The following is a 19905-nucleotide window of genomic DNA, read 5'->3' on the forward strand; positions in this document are numbered from 1 at the left end:
TTCCCTCCAAAATAAATCAATATACCGGCGGTGAAACCACCCAGATGACGACCGCCGGCTCGGCGCCCGGATTGCGCCAGCGATAGGGCTTGCCCTCGAAGCGAAATGAGTCGCCTTCGCCAAGCCGATGCCAGACGCCCGCTATCTCGATGTCGAACAGTCCGGAGACGATGTATCCGGCCTCCTCGGTCGGCCGAAGTGCCGCGACCTTCATCTCTGCGCCGGGCGCGAACACCGAGCGCACCACCTCGAAACTACCGCCGAGATCGGGCGACAGAAGCTCTTCCACCAGACCCGATTCGCTTGTGCCAAGCACGCGGCGGCGGCCGGCGCGCACGATCACGCCACGCTCTTCCTCGGCCGGCACGTCATGACTGAAGAACAGGCTGATCGGTACATCGAAGAGGTCGGCGAAGGCCCGCAAGTCCCCGACCGAAGGCACCGAGAGGCCGCGCTCGACCTGACTGACCCAGCCGACCGAACGGCCCAACTTGAGCGCAATTTCACTCAGCGTGAGGCCGCGTGCCTTTCGTAGCGCGCGGATGTCGCCGGCCAGCAGCCGGTCGCCATTGTCCTGCTCCGATCTGGCCGTGGTCGAGCTCAAAGGCTTCTCGTGAAAAAATCCGGATAAATTTCATGAGAGGGTAAAACCATGAAAAAATCAAGGAGATTTTCATAGGCCACAAGATTTGCTTGCGCGTTTTCGGCTGTTGATGCAAAGGCTCGCGCACGAGCGGCGAGTGGGGCGCCCGGTCGGAGACCAGTTCTAGTTTATAGTCTGCGGATGGTCGTCAAGGAAACCGGGTTGCGGGTTTCTGGCCATGCCGAAAGGGACGACCCATGCTTGAGAAGAACATCCGGATCGCGTCGGATGCGGAGATCGTCGATGAGGCGATCACCTCGCGCCGGTCGGTGCGCGCTTTCCTGCCGGATATGGTCGATGACGACACGATCCGGGCGATCCTGGCGGTCGCCTCGCGTGCGCCGTCCGGCACCAATATGCAGCCCTGGCGCGTCTACGTGACCAAGGGCGAGGTCAAGCAGCGCATCAGTGACGCGATCCTCAACTCCGGCATCCGCGCCGAAAAGGCGGAGTGGGACGAGTACCGCTATTATCCCGACCAGTTCTTCGAGCCATATCTGACGCGCCGGCGCGCCAATGGCTTCGGCCTTTACGGCGCGCTGGGCATCGGCCGGCGCGAGGTCGACAAGATGCGCGCGCAGCACGACCGCAACTTCGTCTTCTTCGATGCGCCGGTCGGCATGATCTTCACCATCGACCGGCGGCTGAACCAGGGCTCGTGGATCGACTACGGCATGTTCCTGCAGAACATCATGGTCGCGGCACGGGGCAGGGGGCTGCATACTTGCCCGCAGGCCGCCTTCGCGCCTTATCACCGGCAGATCAGGCCGGTGCTCAGCATTCCGGACGAAGAGATCGTGGTGTGCGGCATGGCGCTCGGCTACGAGGACACGTCCAAGCCCGAAAATGAGTTCCGCACCGACCGCGCGCCAATCGAGGACTGGGTTACCTTTGCGGAATAATGCCGGTGCAGGCCACAGCTCGGCCTTTCAGTCGGTGCTCATTTGCGCGCCGTGGCCGCTGACATGGGCGCCGTCGCGCGGCGTCAGCCGCAGATATGCCGACAGCGCGCAAAGCGTGATCAGCCCCTCGACGACGAACAGGATGCGATAGTCGTCGACGCTGGCCTTGCCGCCGCCGGCAAGCAGCGACAGCAGCGCGGCCGCGAGGCCAACACTGATCGCCACCGCAAGCTGCCACAGGATGTAATAAAGCGCGCTGAAGCGGGCGAGCTGCTCCGGCGCGATGTCCGAATAGGAAAGATTGCCGGTCGAGGCCCATTGCACCGAGCGGAAGATGCCGAAAGTGAAGATGTAGGCCAGAACGATCCAGGCTGGCGTGCTCGCCTGCATCAGGGCAAAGCCGGCGACCAGAGAAGCCACGATCGGCGTGTTGGTGACCAGCACGCGCCTGAAACCGAAGCGGTTCAGAAGCCGCGGCATGAAGAAGCGCATGATCAGGGACCCGATCGCGGCGACGAAGGTTAGCGAGCCGGCCTGCACGGCGCTCATGCCGAAGCCGAGCTGGAACATCAGCGGCAGGAGGAAGACCACGGAGCTGAGGCCGATCGTGTCGAGGCTACCGCCGGTGAGGAAGGAGATGCGAAAGGTGCGGATGCGCAGCAGGTTGAGGTCGAGCAGCGGGTTGCGGGCGCGCAGGCAGTAGAAGGAGGCAACCGCTAGGATGACGATCGCGAGGCCAAGTTCGATGCCGATCAGGCTGCCCGCGGCGCCCTTTGCGGCGAGCGAATCCATGCCGAAGACCAGCAGGGCCATGCCGCTGCCGACGAGCAGGAAGCCCGGAAAGTCGAATGGCGTGCGCACCGGCTTGGTCGTTGACGGAAAGAGCGAGGCGGCCAGCAGCGCCGCGGTCAGCGCGATCGGAATGTTGATATAGAAGATCCAGCGCCACGAGACGTAAGTGGTAAGCGCGCCGCCGACGAGCGGCCCAACCAGCGGTCCCGATTGCCCGGCGAGCGAGATATACATGTTGATCTTGAGCGTGCGGTCGCGCGGGAAGCTCGACAGGATCACGACCTGGCCGAGCGTGCCCATCAGCGCGCCGCCGCAACCCTGCAAGGCGCGCGAGCCGACCAGCATCCAGAAGTTTTCCGAAAGGCCGCACAAGGCCGAGGCGCTGGCGAAGACGAGCAGCGCGAAGCAATAGACGTTGCGCAGGCCGAAGCGGTCGGCGAGCCAGCCGCCGAGCGGCATGGTGACAATGAGGCTCGCGACATAGACGGTGATCAAAAGGCCAAGCTGGCTTGGCGGACGATCCAGGCTCTCGCCGATGCCGGGCAGAGCCGTGACCACGACGTTCTGGTCCAGGCTGGTCATGAAAACGCCGCAAGCGACGGTTGCCGGCAACAGCATCGACGGACCTTCCGCCGGAGCAAAGCGGGTCGTGGCCGTCGCCGAAGTCTCAACAGTCATGGAAGGGTATGGTCGAACTGGTTACCTGTGCGGACGTTTGCCTTGGCAAACGCCCGTGATTCCTTACCTATCGCGCCTGCTGGCCCAAGCCTCAAGCAGCAGTTGTGGTCGTCCATAGTGCCAGATAGCGGCTGGACCAAAGATGCGTTGATTTTCAGGTGGGGCCGGCGTTGGCCTGACCTGGAGTCAACACACCTTAAATGCTCTACTGGACCTCGTAGCCGACTTCCTCGCTGGCGTGGCACAGCGCCTTCCAGAACGAGCGCGCGAAAGAACGGAACACGTAGATGTCGAACTGGTCGGCGCCGCTGCGCTGGATCTGGGCGAAGATGTCGTGATGATTGGTCGAGCGGCCGGCGCCGAGCGGGAAGGCCGGCAGGGCGAAGTCGATGGCGAAGAACTTCGCCATCACCCATTCGGCCTTCGGGCCGGCGATGCGGATCGCGGTACGGCCATGCGACAGGTCGGTGAGAGTGCCGATGGCCGGCGTGATCAATCCGGCAAAGGCTTGAGCCAGGCCTTCAGCCTCATCCACCACGGTGAATTTCCCCGGCGCGAAGCCGAAAACGGCGCGGGCGCCGTTGTTCACGCCGCCGCCGGCGCCATCAGGCAGGGCCAGGCCGGTGACCTTGCGGATAACCTCGATCAGCCGCTTCTCCTCGCCCGGCCAGGCGGCAAGCTGCAGGATCGAGCCCAGCCGCGTCTCGGACAGGATGACATCGACGCCATGTTCGAAATTGCCGTGCGAGCCCGGGTTGTACTCCGGCTCGAGCGGCGACTGGCGTTCGGGCAAATGCGGCTCAGCCATGCATGCGGCTCCCGTCCGGATCGTAGAAATGGTTGGAGACGATCTCGACCGGCCCGAACCGGTTGCGCAGCGGATCCGAGACGAAGGCGCGGGTTCCGTGGCGCGCCTTGCCACCCTTGACCAAGGCCAGCGCGATATATTTGCCGAGCGCGGGCGAATAGCAGCAGGCGGTGATGTGTCCGAGCGAGTCGTGCGGATTGGCCTCGTCCAACTCCTCGACAATATGGCCGCCGCCATTGAGCGCCCGGTTGTCGAGGGCGATCAGCCCGACCAGCTCGAGCCGGTCGGGGGCGATCAGGCCTTCCCGATCCATCATGGCCGAGCCGATGAAGGGCTTCTTCTTCGACAGCATCCAGTCGAGATGGAGGTCGCGCGCCGTGGTGCGGCCGTCGATCTCGGCGCCGGTAACATGGCCCTTCTCGATGCGCATCGTGCCCAGCGCCTCCAGCCCGTAGGTGACAAGGCCGAAAGGTTTACCGGCCTCGATCAACGCTTCCCAGACGCGGGTGCCGTAGCCGGCGCCGGAATAGACCTCGAACGCCATCTCGCCGGAGAAGGACAGGCGGCAGATCATCACCGGCACGCCGGCGATCCGGCCATGAACGATGCCCATGAAGGGCAGGGTGGCGTTGTCGACGGCGGTGCCTGTGACGCAGGAAGCAAGGATTGCCCGCGCGTTCGGGCCGCCGATCGCGGCACCCGCCCATTCGTCGGTGACCGAAGTGACGGTGACCTTCAACTCCGGCCAGATGACATCGAGGAAATATTCCAGATGCTGCATCACCTTGCCGGCATTGGCGGTGGTGGTGGTCATCAGGAATTCCTGCTCGCCAAGCCGCCAGGTGGTGCCGTCATCGAAGGCAAGGCCATCCTCGCGCAGCATCAGGCCGTAACGGGCCTTGCCGACGGCCAAAGTGGAAAACATGTTGGTGTAGACGCGATCGAGGAATTCGGCCGCGTCCGGTCCCTGCACCGCTATTTTGCCCAGCGTCGAGACGTCGACGATGCCGGCGCTTTCGCGCGTCGCCCTGGCTTCCCGGACGTAGGCCTGCTCGACCGTCTCGCCGGGGAGGCCGTAGATCATCGGCCGGTACCAGAGGCCTGCCGAATACATCCTTGCGCCATTCGCGATGTGCCAGTCATGCATCGGGGTCAGCCGCTCGGGCTTGAGATCGCCGAAGCGCTCGGCCGCCAGCGAGCCGATCGACACCGCCGTGTAGGGCGGGCGGAAGCGCGTCGTGCCGACTTCGGGGATCGGCTTGCCGAGCGCCTCGGCCATGATGGCGAGGCCCGGCACGTTGGAGTTCTTGCCTTGGTCCGTCGCCATGCCGAGCGTGGTGTAGCGCTTCAGATGCTCGACCGAGACGAAGCCTTCGCGATGCGCCAGCCGCACGTCCTCGGCGGTCACGTCGTGCTGGAAGTCGACGAAGCTCTTGCCCTTGGCCTTGATCTCGAAGACCGGCGCGGGATCGGGATCGCCCGGGAGGGTTTCGACGACCGGCAGCGGCGCGGATGATGCTGCGCCGCCGGCAGCCTGAAGACCGGCAGCGCGGCCTTCGGCAATCGCTTCGGCTGTTGAAAAACTGCCGGTGAAGGCGCCGGCGCCGATCCAGCGCTGCGTCGGCTTCGGCGGCAGGAACGCCTGCCTGGCCGGATCCCATCCGGCTTTCGCGCCGGCCTGGCTGGCGAGGTGGATGGTCGGCGACCAGCCGCCCGACATCAGAAGGCTGTCGGCATGGATGCTGCGCTCGTCGCCGGTCAGCGCCCCGCTCATGGCGTCGAAGCGCTGCACCTTGAGGCCGGTGACGGCCTTGCCGCCTTCAGTGGCAATCACGGCGTGACTGGCAAGCAGTTCGGCCTCCGCATCGCTCGCCAGCCGGCGCATCTCGTTCGAGATGTCGCCGCGGACATCGATGATGGCAACGATGGCGGCGCCTGCCTTCTTCAAGGCGACGGCCGAGCGGTAGGCGCTGTCGTTGTTGGTGAAGAGGGCGATGCGCTGTCCAGGCAGCACGCCATATTCAACCGCGTAGCGCTCCGCCGCATGCGCCAGCATGACGCCGGGACGGTCGTTGCCCGGGAATACCAGCGGCCTCTCGAAGGAGCCGGTGGCAAGAATCACCGTGCCTGCGCGGATCGCCCAGTAGCGCTGGCGCGGCTCGCCCTTGGCGGCCGCTTCCTTGTGGTCGGTCACCCGTTCCAGCGCGGCAAGCGTGTTGCCGTCGTAATAGCCCCAAACCGTGGTGCGCGGCAAAAGCCGCACATTGTCGTTGCCTGCAAGCTGCACAGCCATACGCTGGGCCCAGTCGGCGGCGGGCATGCCGTCGATGGTTTCGCCCGACCAGTTGGCGGAGCCGCCGAAATGGGCTTCGAGATCGGCGAGGATGACGCGGGCGCCCTGGTCGGCGGCGGCCTTTGCCGCCATCAGGCCGGCCGGGCCGGAGCCGACCACCAGCACGTCGCAAAACGCGTTCATGCGCTCGTAGCGCGCCGGGTCGGGGGCGGCGCCCGCCTTGCCGAGACCGGCGGCGCGGCGGATGAAATGCTCGCAGAACATCCAGAAGCGCGTGCCCTTCAGCGGACCGATCACCGGTCCCATGAAGGTCTTGTAGTAGAAGCCGGCCGACAGGATCTTGCCGCCAAGCTGGTTGATGGCGCCGATGTCCCAGGCGAGCGAAGGCGTGCGGTTCTGGCTGACGGCGACGAGCCCGTCATAGATCTCGACCATGGTGGCCGGAATGTTCGGCTCGCGCACTTCGCCGCGCAGCACCGTCACCAGCGCGTTGGGCTCCTCGACGCCGGCGGAAAGCAGGCCGCGCGGGCGATGGTATTTGAAGGAGCGGCCGAACAACGTCACGCCGCTGGCGAGCAGGGCCGAGGCCAGCGTGTCGCCGGCATGGCCGGTGTAAGCCGCGCCGTCGAAAGTGAAACGGATGGTGCGCAGCCGGTCGATGCGGCCGCCGGTCTCGGTGCGACGCGGGCTCACGAGCGGCTCTCCGCCTTGTTGTCGGCAGATTTGTGGCCGCCACGGGCGAAGGCCGTGCTCAGGATCTCGTGCGTGATGGTGTTGCGCACGACCCTCAGATGCGCGCGGCAACCGCCGGAATGCTGCCAGATCTCGTTGTGGTCGCCGGCCGGATTCAGCCGGTCGTAGACATAGGCGTTCCAGGCGTCGAGATCCTGCGAGGCCGGCTGCGGCCGTTCGCGGTTGCCGTCTCCCTGATAGGTGAATTCGATGACGTCGCGCGGCCCGCAATAGGGACAGGTGATCAGCATTGTCTTGTATCTTCTTGTTCGACCATGATCTGTTCCAAAACCCGGTTCCCACTTTTGGGATCATGGTTCCCTAATGCAGCCGCGGGTTCGCGCCCTGGCCTTTGTCGTCGATGATGAGGCCACGATAGAAGCGGTCGAGCGTGAAGGGCGCGTTGAACTCGTGCGGCTCGTCCTTGGCGATGGTGTAGGCAAAGCACCAGCCGGAGGCGGGCGTCGCCTTGAAGCCGCCGTAGCACCAGCCGCAATTGAGATACATGCCCGGCAGCGGGCCGGTGGTGACGATCGGCGAGCCGTCCATCGTCATGTCGCACAGCCCGCCCCAGGAGCGCAGCATGCGCACCCGAGCGAGACCCGGGAACAGCGCCAGCATCTCGCTCATCACCTCATCGACGATCGGCAGGCTGCCGCGCTGGGCGTAGCTGTTGTAGCCGTCGAGGTCGCCGCCATAGACGAGGCCGCCCTTGTCGGACTGCGAGATGTAGAAATGACCCATGCCGAAAGTGAGAACGGTGTCGACGATGGGCTTCAGCGATTCCGAGACGAAGGCCTGCAGCACATGGCTTTCGATCGGCATGTGCGAAATGCCGGCAAGCTGCATGACGTGGCCGGTACTGCCGGCAACAGCAAGCGCGACCTTCTTGGCGCGGATTTCGCCGCGCGTCGTCGAAACGCCGGTGATGCGGCCGCCGTCGCGCAGGAAGCCCGTGACCTCGCAATTCTCGATGATGTCGACGCCGCGCCGGTCCGCGCCGCGCGCATAGCCCCAGGCGACCGCGTCGTGGCGGGCCGTGCCGGCCCGCGGCTGCATCAGCCCGCCAAGGACGGGAAAGCGCGCCGAACCCGAGACGTCCAGCGCCGGCACGAGCCGCTTGATCTGGTCGACGCTCATCAGTTCGGCGTCGACGCCGAGATGGCGCATGGCGTTGCCGCGCCTCGCATAATCGTCGAGCTGGGCAGGCGTATGCGCGAGATTCAGGCAGCCGCGCTGCGAGAACATGACATTGTAGTTGAGGTCGTGCGAAAGGTTCTCCCACAGCTTCATCGAATGTTCGTAGAAGCGGGTGTTCTGCGGCAAAAGATAGTTGGAGCGCACGGCGGTCGTGTTGCGGCCGACATTGCCGGAGCCCAGCCAGCCTTTTTCCAGCACCGCGACATTGGTGATGCCGTGTTCCTTGGCAAGGTAATAGGCGGTTGATAGGCCGTGGCCGCCACCGCCGATGACGATCACATCGTAGGAAGCCTTGGGGTCGGGCTTGCGCCAGGCGGGCTTCCAATCCTTGTTGCCGGCCAGCGCATTCTTGAGCAGCGAAAAGGCTGAATATTCCGCCATTCTTCCTATCGTCCTTATGATGCGAGGCGGGAGACTATAGAGCAGGCGGGAAGCGCAAAGCCAAGATTGCGCCATCGCTTTTCGACAGGCCGACTCCGCCCGGCACGACCGGGATGGCTTGCCGCCCGATAGGCCGGTCTTTATCAAGGGCGGAAATTTCGAGGATTTTTCGGCCGCGAGTCGCCACAACGCCATGTTTTTCCGACTGCTACGCCTGATCTTGGTCGTCATCGCTGCTGTCTTCGGTCAGCCGGCGTTCGAGGCGTCGGCGCAGGCGATCGGCCACGGCTCGTCGCAGCTCATCGCCGACCAGACGAAGGTCATCCAGGACCTTACGACCAGGACGGACGGGCTCGAAAAGAAACTGAGCGATTCCGACGAGGACGATGCGGGGCTTGTCGATATCCGCCTGCAACTCGAGGATATTTCGCGGGCGGCGCTGACCAGCGCGCTGGCATTCCGCCAGCGCCTCAACGACATCAACGCCCGTGTCGAAGTGCTTGGACCGCCTCCGGCACAGGGGCAGCCACCCGAGCCGGCGATCGTCAGCAATGAACGCAGTGCGCTCGCCTCGGAGAAGGCCGAGATCAACGCGGTCGTCGCCAGCGCGCAGAATCTGTCGATCCGCGTCAACGGGCTGGTCGACAAGATCGCCGTCATGCGCAGCGAACTTTTTCGCAGCGTCATCACCAAGCATTATGATCTTAACGACGCGCTGAGCCCGCAGGCCTTTTCCGACGCGCATGAGCAGTTCTCGGGCCTCTACAAGGCCGTGTCGTCCTGGCTGAGCTTCGCCCTCAAATTCAAGTTCCAGGCGATCCTTGCCGCGACGCTGATGGCGCTGGCGCTGGCGGCCGTGCTCTTGATCGGCGGCAGGCGGCTCTTCGGCCGCATCTTCGAAGCCGACCCAACCGTCGAGGAGCCGTCCTATCTCAGCCGGCTGTCGGTCGCCTTCTGGTCGACCTTGCTGCCGACCCTGGCGCTCGGCGTCTTCTTCGCGTCGGCCGTGTTCTTCTTCAACTATTACAATGTGCTGCGCGGCGACATCGGCACGTTCCTCAATGCCCTGCTGACGGTGATCGGCATGGTTTTCTGCGTCAACCGGCTGACCAATGCTGCGCTCGAGCCACGCCTGCCCAACTGGCGCCTGATCCCGGTCGCGACGGGGCGGGCGCGCTGGCTCGTCGGGCTGGCGACCGCGATGGCCCTGGTGCTCGGCTTGAATTACTTCCTGTCGGTCGTCAACGAGAAGATGGGCTCGCCGCTTTCGCTGACGATCGCCAGGAGCTTTATCGCCACCATCATCATCGGCGTCATCCTGATCCTGATGGGGTGGTTGAAGCCGTTCAAGGCGGAGGATGGCTCATGGCGTCCCTGGCCGGCCTGGCTTCGTTTCCTTGCCATCGCCCTCGGCCTGTTCACCATTGCCGCGGCACTGCTCGGCTATATTGGTCTTGCGCTTTTCGTCTCGTTCCAGGTCGTGGTGACCGGCACCGTCCTGGTGACGGCCTATATCGGCTTCCTTTCGGCGCGCGCGATCGGCGAGGAGGGCGGCTTCGCCGATACTTCGGTCGGGCGCTGGCTGTCAGCCAATTCCAGCTACGAGGATACCGCCCTCGACCAGCTCGGGCTGGTCGTCAGCATCGCCATCAACCTGATGATCGTCGTGGTGTTCCTGCCGCTGATCCTTTTGATGTGGGGATTCCAGCCCGGCGATATCGAGGCCTGGGCCTACAAGCTGGCAACCGGCGTCTCGATCGGTTCGGTGACCATCTCTTTCCTCGGCATCCTCAGCGGTATCGTCGTCTTCATCATCGGCTATTTCCTGACGCGCTGGTTCCAGGGCTGGCTGGACGGCTCGGTGATGGCGCGCGGCAAGGTCGATGCCGGCGTGCGCAACTCGATCCGGCTCGGTGTCGGCTATGCCGGCGTGGCGATTGCCGGCCTGGTCGGCATCTCGGCGGCCGGCATCGATCTTTCCAATCTGGCGCTGGTTGCCGGCGCCCTTTCGCTGGGTATCGGCTTCGGCCTGCAGAATGTCGTGTCGAATTTCGTTTCGGGCCTTATCCTGCTTGCCGAGCGGCCGTTCAAGGTCGGCGACTGGATCGTCGCCGGCGATGTCAGCGGCACGGTGCGCAAGATCAGCGTGCGCGCCACCGAGATCGAGACCTTCCAGCGGCAGTCGGTGATCCTGCCCAATTCGAACCTCATCAACAACGCGGTCGGCAACTGGACGCATCGCAACAAGCTGGGGCGGGTCGAAATCAAGGTCGGCGTCGCCTATGGCAGCGACGTCAAGCGTGTCCATGCGATCCTGACGGATATTGCCCGCGCCCATCCGATGGTGCTGAAGAATCCGGAGCCGTTCGTCCTCTTCGCCAATTTCGGCGCTGCCGCGCTCGAGTTCGAAATTCGCGTCTTCATTGCCGACATCATGAACAGCAGCGTCGTGCAGAACGATATCCGTTTCGCCATCTTCGATATCTTCGAGGAGGAGAGGATCGAAATCCCGTCGACGCCGCGCGCCGTCGTCGAGACGAACAAGCACGAAGCGTGGCCGATCGACGACGACAAGATCGAGGCCGAATTCGCCGAGCGCCAGCGGCTGGAGGCCGAAGCCGCGGCCGAGCGGGAGCGGCTGGCCAAGATGAAGCGCAGGGGCCGCAAGCCAGATCCGGGCTAAGGTGCATCGATATTCGGGTGAGGCCGGCCTGCAAATGACGGTTTCCTGCGCTTCCGGCCTTCGCCGGCCGAAGCCTCATAGATGTTTCCGCCCTAGGAAAGCTAGGTCGTCGTAGGCCGATTCTCAGAGATCACCATTTTCGGCAGGGCCTGACCGTCGGTGGGTGTTCCCTGCGCAACCGAAACCGATTGTGGCATGAATGCGGCATTCAGTTGCGGTTCAGGTAACATCTCATATAAGCTCCGATGCAAAGGGCGAGAATGCCTTGCAGATTTGAACAGAGGCGGTGTGTGAAACACCGGAATTGCAATGTGGAAGTCTGTCGTTGCCGCCATCGCTTTCTTGGCCTTGGGCGGTTCGGCTTTCGCCGCCAGCGCGATCAACAGGGACGCTCAGACGCGGACCCTGGTCGTGACCGAAGGCGGCGCCAAGAGCGAGCTGACGCTCGGTGCCGGCGAGACGGTGGAGTTCTGCTCGAACGGCTGCTTCGTCACCCTCCCCAATGGTGACCTCGAAGCGCTGACCGGTTCGGAGACGGTGGAAATTTCGGGCGGGACCGCCCGTATCAAGTAACGCGTCACGGATCGGCGCGGTAGGTTGGCAAAGGCCGGACCGATGTCCGGCCTTTTATCGTTCCCGGTAGCCGACGCTTAACGATGACGGCCGAAAAACCGGCATGACCATGCCCTGCAACCGGACGTTTTAACGTTCGCTGCGTCATCCCCGGCTATATCTGACCCCGAGGACGCCGGCACACGGCGTGGGTTGAATTGGCGCGTGATCCCTTCCGGGAGCGGAGTTCCGGGATCCTGCGCTCGATCGGGGCAGGACAATGGACGCGAGGTCGGACAGGAACGCAATTCCGCTTGCGGTCGATCTCGACGGTACGCTGGTTGCAACGGACCTCCTGTGGGAAGGCCTGTTCATCCTCCTCAAGAAGAACCCGCTCTATCTCCTTCTGCTGCCGCTCTGGCTGACCGGCGGTCCGGCGCGGCTCAAGCAGGAAATATCCCGGCGCGTCGACATCGACCCGGCCTCGCTGCCTTACCGACAGGAATTGATCGACCGTTTGCGCGCCGAGCATCGGGAGGGCCGCAAGATCGTGCTCGCGACGGGAACGCCGCGCAAATTCGCCGAGGCGATCGCGGCGCATCTCGGCATTTTCGATCGCGTGCTGGCGACCGACGGCCCGCATAACATGACCTCGGGCCGCAAGTGCGCCGCTCTGGTCGCCGCCTACGGCGACGCGGGCTTCGATTATGCCGGCAACAGCCGCCACGACCTCGATGTCTTCGACGCCGCGCGCAACGCGCTCGTGGTGGCGCCCGACCGCAGCGCCCGGCGCTGGCAGGCAGCGCATCGGGCCGAGGCGATGCCGGCGCCGAAGCCGATGCTCAGGACCTACGTCAAGATGCTGCGCATGCATCAGTGGCTGAAGAACGCGCTGATCGCCGTGCCGATGGTGCTGTCGCACGAGTATTTCAACCCGAACATGATCTGGGAATGCCTGCTGGCGTTCGTGTCCTTCAGCGCCGTGGCATCCGCCATCTACATCCTCAATGATTTCTTCGACCTGGCCCTCGACCGCAAGCATCCGACCAAGCGCAACCGGCCTTTCGCCAGCGGCGCATTATCCATTCCGTTCGGCATGGGCGCGATCGCGGCGCTGCTTGCGATCGGCATCGCGGCGGGCCTCTTCCTTCCGATCGAATTCCTCGGCGTGCTTTTAGGCTATCTGGTCGTCACCACCGCCTATTCGCTGTCATTCAAGCGCATGCTTCTGATCGACGTGCTGACGCTTGCGGGTCTCTACACGATCCGCGTGCTTGCCGGCGCGGCCGCCACCGGCGTGGACGTTTCCTTCTGGCTGCTTGCCTTCTCGATCTTCTTCTTCCTGTCGCTGGCGCTGGTGAAGCGCTTCGTCGAATTGCGCACCACCGCCATTCCGCCGGGCGAGCGCATCGCCGGCCGCGGCTACCGCACCGAGGACCAGGAGATCGTCGCCCAGGCCGGCATGGCGTCGGCCTTCTCCTCGGCGCTGGTCCTGGCGCTTTATATGGACAGCCCGGCGGTGCGCGAGCTTTACCCGCACCCCTGGCTGATATGGCCGCTGGCGCCGATCGTGCTCTACCTGACGATGCGCGTCTGGATCCTCGCCCGGCGCGATGAGATGCATGACGATCCGGTCGTCTTCATCATCCGCGACTGGCGCAGCCAGATCGTCGTCGCCATCGGCGCGGTCTTTCTCGTCGCGGGAGGCTGGTGATGGGGGACAGTCGCTTCGGCAGCTTCGGACTGGCGACGCCGCCGACGCGCAAGGCGATCCCGGCGGACGAGGCGATCGCCTTGCTGAAGCGCGGCGAGGGGAAAGCCGGATCGCTGCTCGGCTACGGCAATGGCCGCTCCTATGGCGACAGCTGCCAGAACGATGCCGGCATGGTGGTCGATATGCGGCCGCTCAACCGCATCCGCTCCTTCAACGCCGAGACCGGTGTGCTCGAAGCCGATGCCGGCACGCTGCTTTGCGACATCATCGCCTATGTCGCGCCCTACGGCTTCTTTCCGGCCGTTGTTCCAGGCACGCAGTTCGTGACGCTGGGCGGCGCGATCGCCAACGACGTCCATGGCAAGAACCATCATCGGCGCGGCACCTTCGGCAGCCATGTCGAGGCCTTGACGCTGCTTCGGTCGGACGGCCGGACCTATCGCTGCTCGCAAACCGACAATGTCGGCCTGTTCGGGGCGACGATCGGCGGCATGGGGCTGACCGGGCTGATCCTGTCGGCGTCCATCAAGCTGATGCGGGTGCCGTCGCTCGACATCATGGAGAGCGCCACGCGGTTTCGCGATCTCGGCGAATTCTTCGATCTCGCCGAGGCGGCCGACCAGGTCAACGAATATGCCGTCGCGTGGATCGACCAGCTTGCCGGCGGGCACGGGCGCGGGCGCGGCCTCTTGTTCACCGGCAATCATGCCGAGCACGGCTCGCACGCCGCCGCGAATGCCGGCAGCCGGCTTTCGGTGCCGGTGCAGCCGCCGTTCAATGTCCTCAATCGGCCGTTCCTCACTATCTTCAACGCGGCCTACCGTTGGAGAAAGGGCAAGTCCCTGGTTCCGCGCCAAACGGGGTATCAGGGCTTCTTCTTTCCGCTCGACGGCGTCCGCGACTGGAACCGGCTCTACGGGCCGCGCGGGCTTTTTCAGCATCAGAGCGTGGTGCCGCAGGCCAACGCGCGCCGCATCGTGCCTGCGCTGCTCGAGGCGGCTCGGCGGGCAGGGCAGGGATCGTTCCTGACGGTGCTCAAGCGCTTCGGCGATGTCCGCTCGCCGGCGCTGCTGTCGTTCCCGCGCCCTGGCTACACGCTGACGCTCGATTTCCCCAACAGGGGCGAAAGGACGTTGCGGCTGCTCGCCCAGCTCGATCGCATCACGGTCGAGGCGGGCGGGGCGGTCAACCCCTACAAGGACGCCAGGATGGGGCCTGAGACATTCGCTGCGTCGTTCCTGCAATGGCAGCGGCTGGAGGCGCTTCGCGACCCGGCTTTCCTATCAAGCTTCTGGGCGCGTACCGCCATGAGATTGGAGATCGGACAAGGGGTAGCTGAAGCGGCGGAATAGATAAAAATCGAATAGATCATGGTAAATAAAGTGTTACGCCATGCTTTAATCAAAATAAGGTCGCGACTTCACGAAATATTTGCAGGTTTGTAATAGGACCGCCCGAGGGGCGGGGTGGCAACAATGAAATACATAATCTTTATTCTCTTCACGGTCATGACTAATGCCGCGGCACAGCTGATGCTGAAGCAGGGCATGATGTCGATGGGGCCGATTTCCTTCGACGGCGTCAATCCGCTCGTCAAGCTGCTGCAGATCGTGTTCAGCCCCTGGGTGTTCCTTGGCCTGTGCACCTTCGTCATCTCGATGGCATCGCATCTCTATGTGCTGTCCAAGGTCGAGCTCAGCTTCGCCTATCCGTTCCTCAGCCTGGCTTATGTCGCGGTGGCGATCTTTGCCTATTTCGTCTTCCGCGAGGATCTCAATGGCTGGCGCATCGCCGGCATCGCCTGCATCTGCGTCGGCACGATCCTGATCGCCCAAAGTGGCAGTGAAATGGGTGGGCGCGGACACGAGGAGCAGACCGCATCCATCAATCCCGACAAGATCGGCACAAGCGAGATCGTTCGATGAGACATGTGATTTTCGGCGGCGACGGCTTCGTCGGCCGTCACCTTGCCCCCAAGCTCGTGGCCGACGGCGAGGCTGTCGTTGTCGCCGACATCGTCAAGAGCGACTTACCGCATTACCGCTCGATGCGCTTCATCACATGCGATGTCACCGATCCGGCCTCGGTCGCGGCGGTCGGGCTCAGGGCGGACGACATGGTCTACAATCTGTCGGCCAAGATGCTCTCGCCGATCCAGGTGCGCGCCAAGCGGCATGATTTCTTCTTTCCGGTGAATTTCCACGGCACCGAGAATATCATCCAGGCGATGGACAAGGCCGGCGCCTCGAAGCTCGTCCACTACACGACCGACATGATCTACGGCCACACGGTGGTGCTGCCGATGACCGAGGACCACCCGGTCGCGCCGCTCGGCGAATATGGTCTGTCGAAGCTCAAGACCGAGGAATTGGCTGCCGAATGGCGCAAGCGCGGCATGTCGATCTCGCTGTTCAGGCCGCGCCTCATCATCGGTCCCGGCCGGCTCGGCATCCTCGAAAAACTGTTCAAGCTGATCGACTGGAATTTGCCGGTGCCGATGATCGGCTCGGGCAGGAATCCCTACCAGTTCATCTCGGTGTTCGACTGCGCCGAAGCCGCCCGCGCGGCCTGGAAGGCCGGCGTGCCGAACGAGGCCTACAATCTCGGCTCGCTCAATCCGCCGCCGGTCAAAAAATTGCTCGGCGATCTCATCCGCCATGCCGGCTCGAAGTCGATCCTGCTGCCGACGCCCGGCTGGGCGGTCAAGCGCACGCTCGACCTGCTCGATTTGCTCAACATGCCGATCATGGACCCGGAACAGTATCTGATCGCCGACGAGGAATGCGTGCTCGACGTGTCCAAGGCCGAGCGCCAGCTCGGCTGGGTGCCGCAATATCGTGACGAGGACATGTTGATCGCCGCCTACAGCGAATACCGCGCCAAGAAGGACGGCCACGCCGTCGCCACCAGACATGTGCCTGCCGAGTAAGGCGACGAGGGGAGAATTTCGAGATGACCGTCATGGCCAAGCCGGAACAGACAGGCACGCGCACGCTGGTCGAGGCGCCGGCGCTTTCGCCCACTTCGATCCCCAAGCCCGACCTGATCAGCGTCGAAGAGGCCAAGGCGATGGACGTCGCCCGCATCACCGACCTGTTCAAGGCGCATCTCAATCCCGGACAGCTGCATTTCATGAAGCTGCTCGGCTTCCACAAGGTCAAGATCGAGCGCGCCGAGGGCATGTTCTACATCGACCAGAACGGCCGCAAGATCCTCGACTTCTTCGGCGGCTTCGGCTCGCTGGCCTTCGGTCACAACCATCCGCGCATCCTGGAAGCGCGGAGAAAATTCCAGGAGGAAAAGCGCCAGGAGATCGCGATCGCCTTCATGTCGCAATATGCGGCGGCGCTCGCGCATAACATCGCCAATTGTTCGCCGGGCGACCTCGACATGGTGTTCCTAGGCTCGTCGGGCTCTGAAGCCATGGAAGCGGCGGTGAAGCTCGCCGAGCGCGCGGCAGGCCCGAAGCGGCCGAAGATCGTCTATGCGGAGAATTCCTTCCACGGCAAGACCAAGGGCGTGCTGGCGATCACCGACGGCCAGCTCTACCGCGCCGACTTCAAGGTCGCCGACAATGTCGTGCGGGTTCCTTTCGGCGACATCGATGCCGTCGAGCGGCTGTTCAAGAGCAATCCCGAGATCGGTGTCATCGTGCTGGAAACCATCCAGGGCGGCGGCGGCATCATCCAGGCGCCCGCCGAATACTGGCAGAAGCTGCGCGCGCTGTGCGACCGCTACGGCGTTCTGTGGGTGGCCGACGAGGTGCAATGCGGTTACGGCCGCTCCGGCCGCTTCTACGCCTTCGAGCATTACGGCGTGGTGCCGGATGTGACCGCGCTGGCAAAATCGCTGGGCGCCGGCAAAGCGGCGGTCGGCGCCATGATCGCCAGGCGCGATGTCTACATGAAGGCCTATGGCACGCCGAAGACGGCGATGATCCACGCCATGGCGACCTTCGGCGGCATGGGCGAGGCTTGCGTCACCGCGATCGAGGGCATCAATGTCCTGTATGACGAAGGGTTGATCGACAACGCCGCCTCGACCGGCGAGTACCTTCTGCAGCGCCTGCAGGTGCTGAAGGAAAAATACCCCAAGATCATCAAGGACGTGCGCGGCAAGGGCTTCATGATCGGGCTCGAGTTCCACGATTTCTCGCAGACCCTGCCGATGGTGCTGCGCCCGGTGGTGAGCGTGCTCGACGACAAGCTGAAGGGCTCGCTGTCCGGCTTCGTCGGCTCGCTTTTGCTGCGCGACTACGACGTGCTCGTCGCCTTCACCGAATACAACCGCAACGTCATCCGGCTCGAGCCGCCGCTGATCTGCGGGCCCGAGCATGTCGACCGCTTCGTCGACGCCTTCGACAGCCTGTTGTCGCGCGGCATCGTGGCGATCGTGAAGGATTTCGTGAAAAGCCAGGTCGGTAAATAAGAGGCCGCCGAGCATGCTGACCAGGCCCTCCGCTCCGACCAATCCGCTGGAACGGCTGACCGGCGCCGGCCTGGCGTTGGGCGAGGGGACTTACGCGAAATGGGCGGCATCGATCGGTGCGATAGCGTTTTCGCTTTACATCCTGCTGACTGCGGCGACTGCGTGGTTCATGCCCGACGCCAACTGGGACATGCTGCCTTATCTGGCGATCGCCGAGGAGGGCGCCTATCCCGATCCGCAGGCGCTGCATGATTATACCTACGGCACGGTCAAGGCCGGCGTGTCCGCCGGCGACTACAAGACATTGACCGATGACGGCGGCGGGTTCCGGAGCCACATGGCGCAGAATGCCACCGACTTCCATTCGCTGCTCGGCATGTACCGGATCAAGTTCCTCTATGCGGAGATCCTGTCGAGTCTGAGCCATGTCGTCTCGCCGGTCGAGGCCATGCGGCTGGTGCAGGTGGTTTCGGTGCTGCTGTTCGGCGCCATCACGCTCGCCTGGCTGCGTGCGGAAGGCGCGTTGCCGCTGGCGCCGGTCGTCGGCGCGATCCTGATCATGGCCGATTTCGGCGATGCGGCGCGCGCTTCGACGCCAGACCTACTGTGCTCGGCGCTGTTCCTCGGCGGGCTCTTCGCCCATATGCGCAGGCGCGAGGCGGCGACGGCGATCCTGCTTTTCCTCGCTTTCATGGCCAGGCCCGACAACATCGTCTTCCTCGCAATCTTCGCTGTGCTGCTCGTCGCTTTCCGTGAGAAGGCATGGGGCGTGCTGGCCGGTTTCGTTGCTTCCTTTGTCGCCTATTTCGCCATTTCGCACTGGGCGCAACATCCCGGCTGGTGGCCGCATCTTTGGTTTTCAAGCATCGAACAGCATTACAACATGGACGGGTTCGAGCCGCCGTTCTCGATAGCCGCCTATCTGAAGGCATTCGCTGCCTCGGTGGTTCGCGCCGTTGCCATCAACAGCTGGGTCGGTGTGTCCGTCCTGGCTTTGGCCGGCTCGTATGGGCTTCAGCGCGCGGGCTTCCGGCTGGAACGTCGCGCCGGCATCCTGCTTGCGGCGCTGGTGCTCGGCGTGCTGGCGAAGTTCGCCGTCTTCCCGATCCACGACACCCGCATCTATTTCCCCAATCTCCTGCCGCCCTTCCTGCTGCTGGCCTCGCCGTTGATGGCCCTTTGGGCGGCCGCAAGCCAAGGCGGGGGCCGCGCGGCGCTGCAGGTCATTTCCGGAGACAAGTCATGAGCTCGCTGTCCAGCCTCGCGCGCATCCTGCTGTCGCTCGTTCTCCCGGCAGGCCTGCTCGATCGCGGCCCGGCGCTGCACGGCACGAAATTCCTCGCCAAAGCTGCCTTGAAGGCCCGTTTCGGCGGTGGCCGGCCGTTCCAGATGGTGAATGTCGGCGCCTGCGACGGCGCGCTGTTCGACGACGTGACGCCCTGGCTGCACCGGATCCCCGGCGCGCGCGCCATGCTGGTCGAACCGATTCCCTACAATCAAAAGCGGCTGCGGGCCAATTATCCGGATGCGACGCGCTTCGTCATCGAGCCGGTGGCCGTTACCAGGAGCAAGGGCACGATCACCGTCCACACCTTCGATGCCGCCGCGCTTGAAGCCGGTACGCTGCCGATCGAGTTCATCGGCTGCTCTTCGGTCACCGACACCAATCTGATGTCGGGCAAGAACGCCTGGGGCGAGGCGGACGCCAACTTCAACAAGTTCGCGCCGCATCTGAAGGACATCGAGGTGCCGTCGGAAACCTTGCGGACGCTGCTCGACCGCAACGGCATCACCCACATCGACGCATTCCTCGTCGATTGCGAAGGCGCGGATTGGATGGTGTTCGACCAGCTTGACCTGGATCGCTATCGCCCCGGCATGATCAAGATCGAGGTCGGCGCGCTGCCTGCCGCCGAGGTCGGCCAGGTCGTGGTCAAGCTGAAGACGGCCGGCTACCATGTCGGCTTCCAGGCTGAGGACATTTGGGCCTTCGCCTGAGCGGAATTCCATTCCGGACCGAGTCCGGACGCGGGGTCGCGGCGCACCTGCGACGTGTCGCAAACAGGCGGTAGCCCGATCCCCGTCCTCTGCATATTGTG

Annotated in this window: 16 protein-coding genes; 10 read left to right on the forward strand and 6 right to left on the reverse strand. The window is 64.0% G+C overall.

What is annotated here, in order from left to right; all coding sequences use genetic code 11:
* Positions 1-16: 16 nt before the first annotated feature.
* Entirely contained in the window at positions 17-604 is a 588-nt protein-coding gene (locus tag DPM35_RS11440; RefSeq protein WP_245431500.1) for a helix-turn-helix domain-containing protein, read from the reverse strand.
* Positions 605-840: 236 nt separating this feature from the next.
* Here DPM35_RS11440 and DPM35_RS11445 point away from each other — a divergent pair, with 236 nt between their 5' ends.
* Positions 841-1545, forward strand: a complete 705-nt coding sequence (locus DPM35_RS11445; RefSeq protein ID WP_112127393.1) for a nitroreductase — start codon at positions 841-843, stop codon at positions 1543-1545.
* A 27-nt stretch (positions 1546-1572) separates the two neighbouring features.
* Here DPM35_RS11445 and DPM35_RS11450 read toward each other — a convergent pair whose 3' ends face one another.
* From DPM35_RS11450 to DPM35_RS11470, 5 genes are all read right to left on the reverse strand, one after another.
* Positions 1573-3015 (reverse strand): MFS transporter, encoded by a 1443-nt coding sequence (locus tag DPM35_RS11450; protein ID WP_112127394.1) that lies wholly within the window; start codon positions 3013-3015, stop codon positions 1573-1575.
* 205 nt (positions 3016-3220) lie between these two features.
* Positions 3221-3808: a sarcosine oxidase subunit gamma family protein gene (gene soxG, locus DPM35_RS11455; RefSeq protein WP_112127780.1), complete on the reverse strand. Its 588-nt coding sequence runs from the start codon at positions 3806-3808 to the stop codon at positions 3221-3223.
* Between the two features lie 7 nt (positions 3809-3815).
* Positions 3816-6809, reverse strand: a complete 2994-nt coding sequence (locus DPM35_RS11460) for a sarcosine oxidase subunit alpha (RefSeq protein ID WP_112127395.1) — start codon at positions 6807-6809, stop codon at positions 3816-3818.
* Entirely contained in the window at positions 6806-7099 is a 294-nt protein-coding gene (locus DPM35_RS11465) for a sarcosine oxidase subunit delta (protein WP_112127396.1), read from the reverse strand. The genes DPM35_RS11460 and DPM35_RS11465 overlap by 4 nt, the downstream gene beginning before the upstream one ends.
* A gap of 70 nt (positions 7100-7169) precedes the next feature.
* Positions 7170-8429: a sarcosine oxidase subunit beta gene (locus DPM35_RS11470; protein ID WP_112127397.1), complete on the reverse strand. Its 1260-nt coding sequence runs from the start codon at positions 8427-8429 to the stop codon at positions 7170-7172.
* 193 nt (positions 8430-8622) lie between these two features.
* Between DPM35_RS11470 and DPM35_RS11475 the strand changes: the two genes are divergently transcribed.
* From DPM35_RS11475 to DPM35_RS11515, 9 genes are all read left to right on the forward strand, one after another.
* A complete protein-coding gene (locus tag DPM35_RS11475; protein WP_112127781.1) occupies positions 8623-11112 on the forward strand; it encodes a mechanosensitive ion channel family protein in 2490 nt (829 codons plus the stop codon).
* Between the two features lie 309 nt (positions 11113-11421).
* A complete protein-coding gene (locus DPM35_RS11480) occupies positions 11422-11685 on the forward strand; it encodes a hypothetical protein (protein WP_112127398.1) in 264 nt (87 codons plus the stop codon).
* A 259-nt stretch (positions 11686-11944) separates the two neighbouring features.
* Positions 11945-13378: a UbiA family prenyltransferase gene (locus tag DPM35_RS11485; RefSeq protein ID WP_112127399.1), complete on the forward strand. Its 1434-nt coding sequence runs from the start codon at positions 11945-11947 to the stop codon at positions 13376-13378.
* Entirely contained in the window at positions 13378-14730 is a 1353-nt protein-coding gene (locus tag DPM35_RS11490) for an FAD-binding oxidoreductase (RefSeq protein ID WP_112127400.1), read from the forward strand. The genes DPM35_RS11485 and DPM35_RS11490 overlap by 1 nt, the downstream gene beginning before the upstream one ends.
* Before the next feature lie 123 nt (positions 14731-14853).
* Positions 14854-15303 (forward strand): EamA family transporter, encoded by a 450-nt coding sequence (locus DPM35_RS11495; protein ID WP_112127401.1) that lies wholly within the window; start codon positions 14854-14856, stop codon positions 15301-15303.
* A complete protein-coding gene (locus tag DPM35_RS11500) occupies positions 15300-16307 on the forward strand; it encodes an NAD-dependent epimerase/dehydratase family protein (RefSeq protein WP_112127402.1) in 1008 nt (335 codons plus the stop codon). Before DPM35_RS11495 ends, DPM35_RS11500 begins: the two co-directional genes overlap by 4 nt.
* 23 nt (positions 16308-16330) lie before the next feature.
* Positions 16331-17806 carry an aspartate aminotransferase family protein gene (locus tag DPM35_RS11505; RefSeq protein ID WP_112127403.1) on the forward strand — a complete coding sequence of 492 codons (1476 nt, stop codon included), beginning with the start codon at positions 16331-16333 and terminating at the stop codon, positions 17804-17806.
* 13 nt (positions 17807-17819) lie between these two features.
* Complete coding sequence (locus DPM35_RS11510) at positions 17820-19052, forward strand: hypothetical protein (protein WP_112127404.1); 1233 nt, start codon at positions 17820-17822, stop codon at positions 19050-19052.
* The gene (locus tag DPM35_RS11515) at positions 19049-19804 is read left to right on the forward strand and encodes an FkbM family methyltransferase (RefSeq protein WP_112127405.1); all 756 of its coding nucleotides are present in this window, start codon (positions 19049-19051) and stop codon (positions 19802-19804) included. Before DPM35_RS11510 ends, DPM35_RS11515 begins: the two co-directional genes overlap by 4 nt.
* Positions 19805-19905 lie beyond the last annotated feature (101 nt).

This window comes from Mesorhizobium atlanticum (genome assembly GCF_003289965.1).
Taxonomy (GTDB): Bacteria; Pseudomonadota; Alphaproteobacteria; order Rhizobiales; family Rhizobiaceae; genus Mesorhizobium; species Mesorhizobium atlanticum.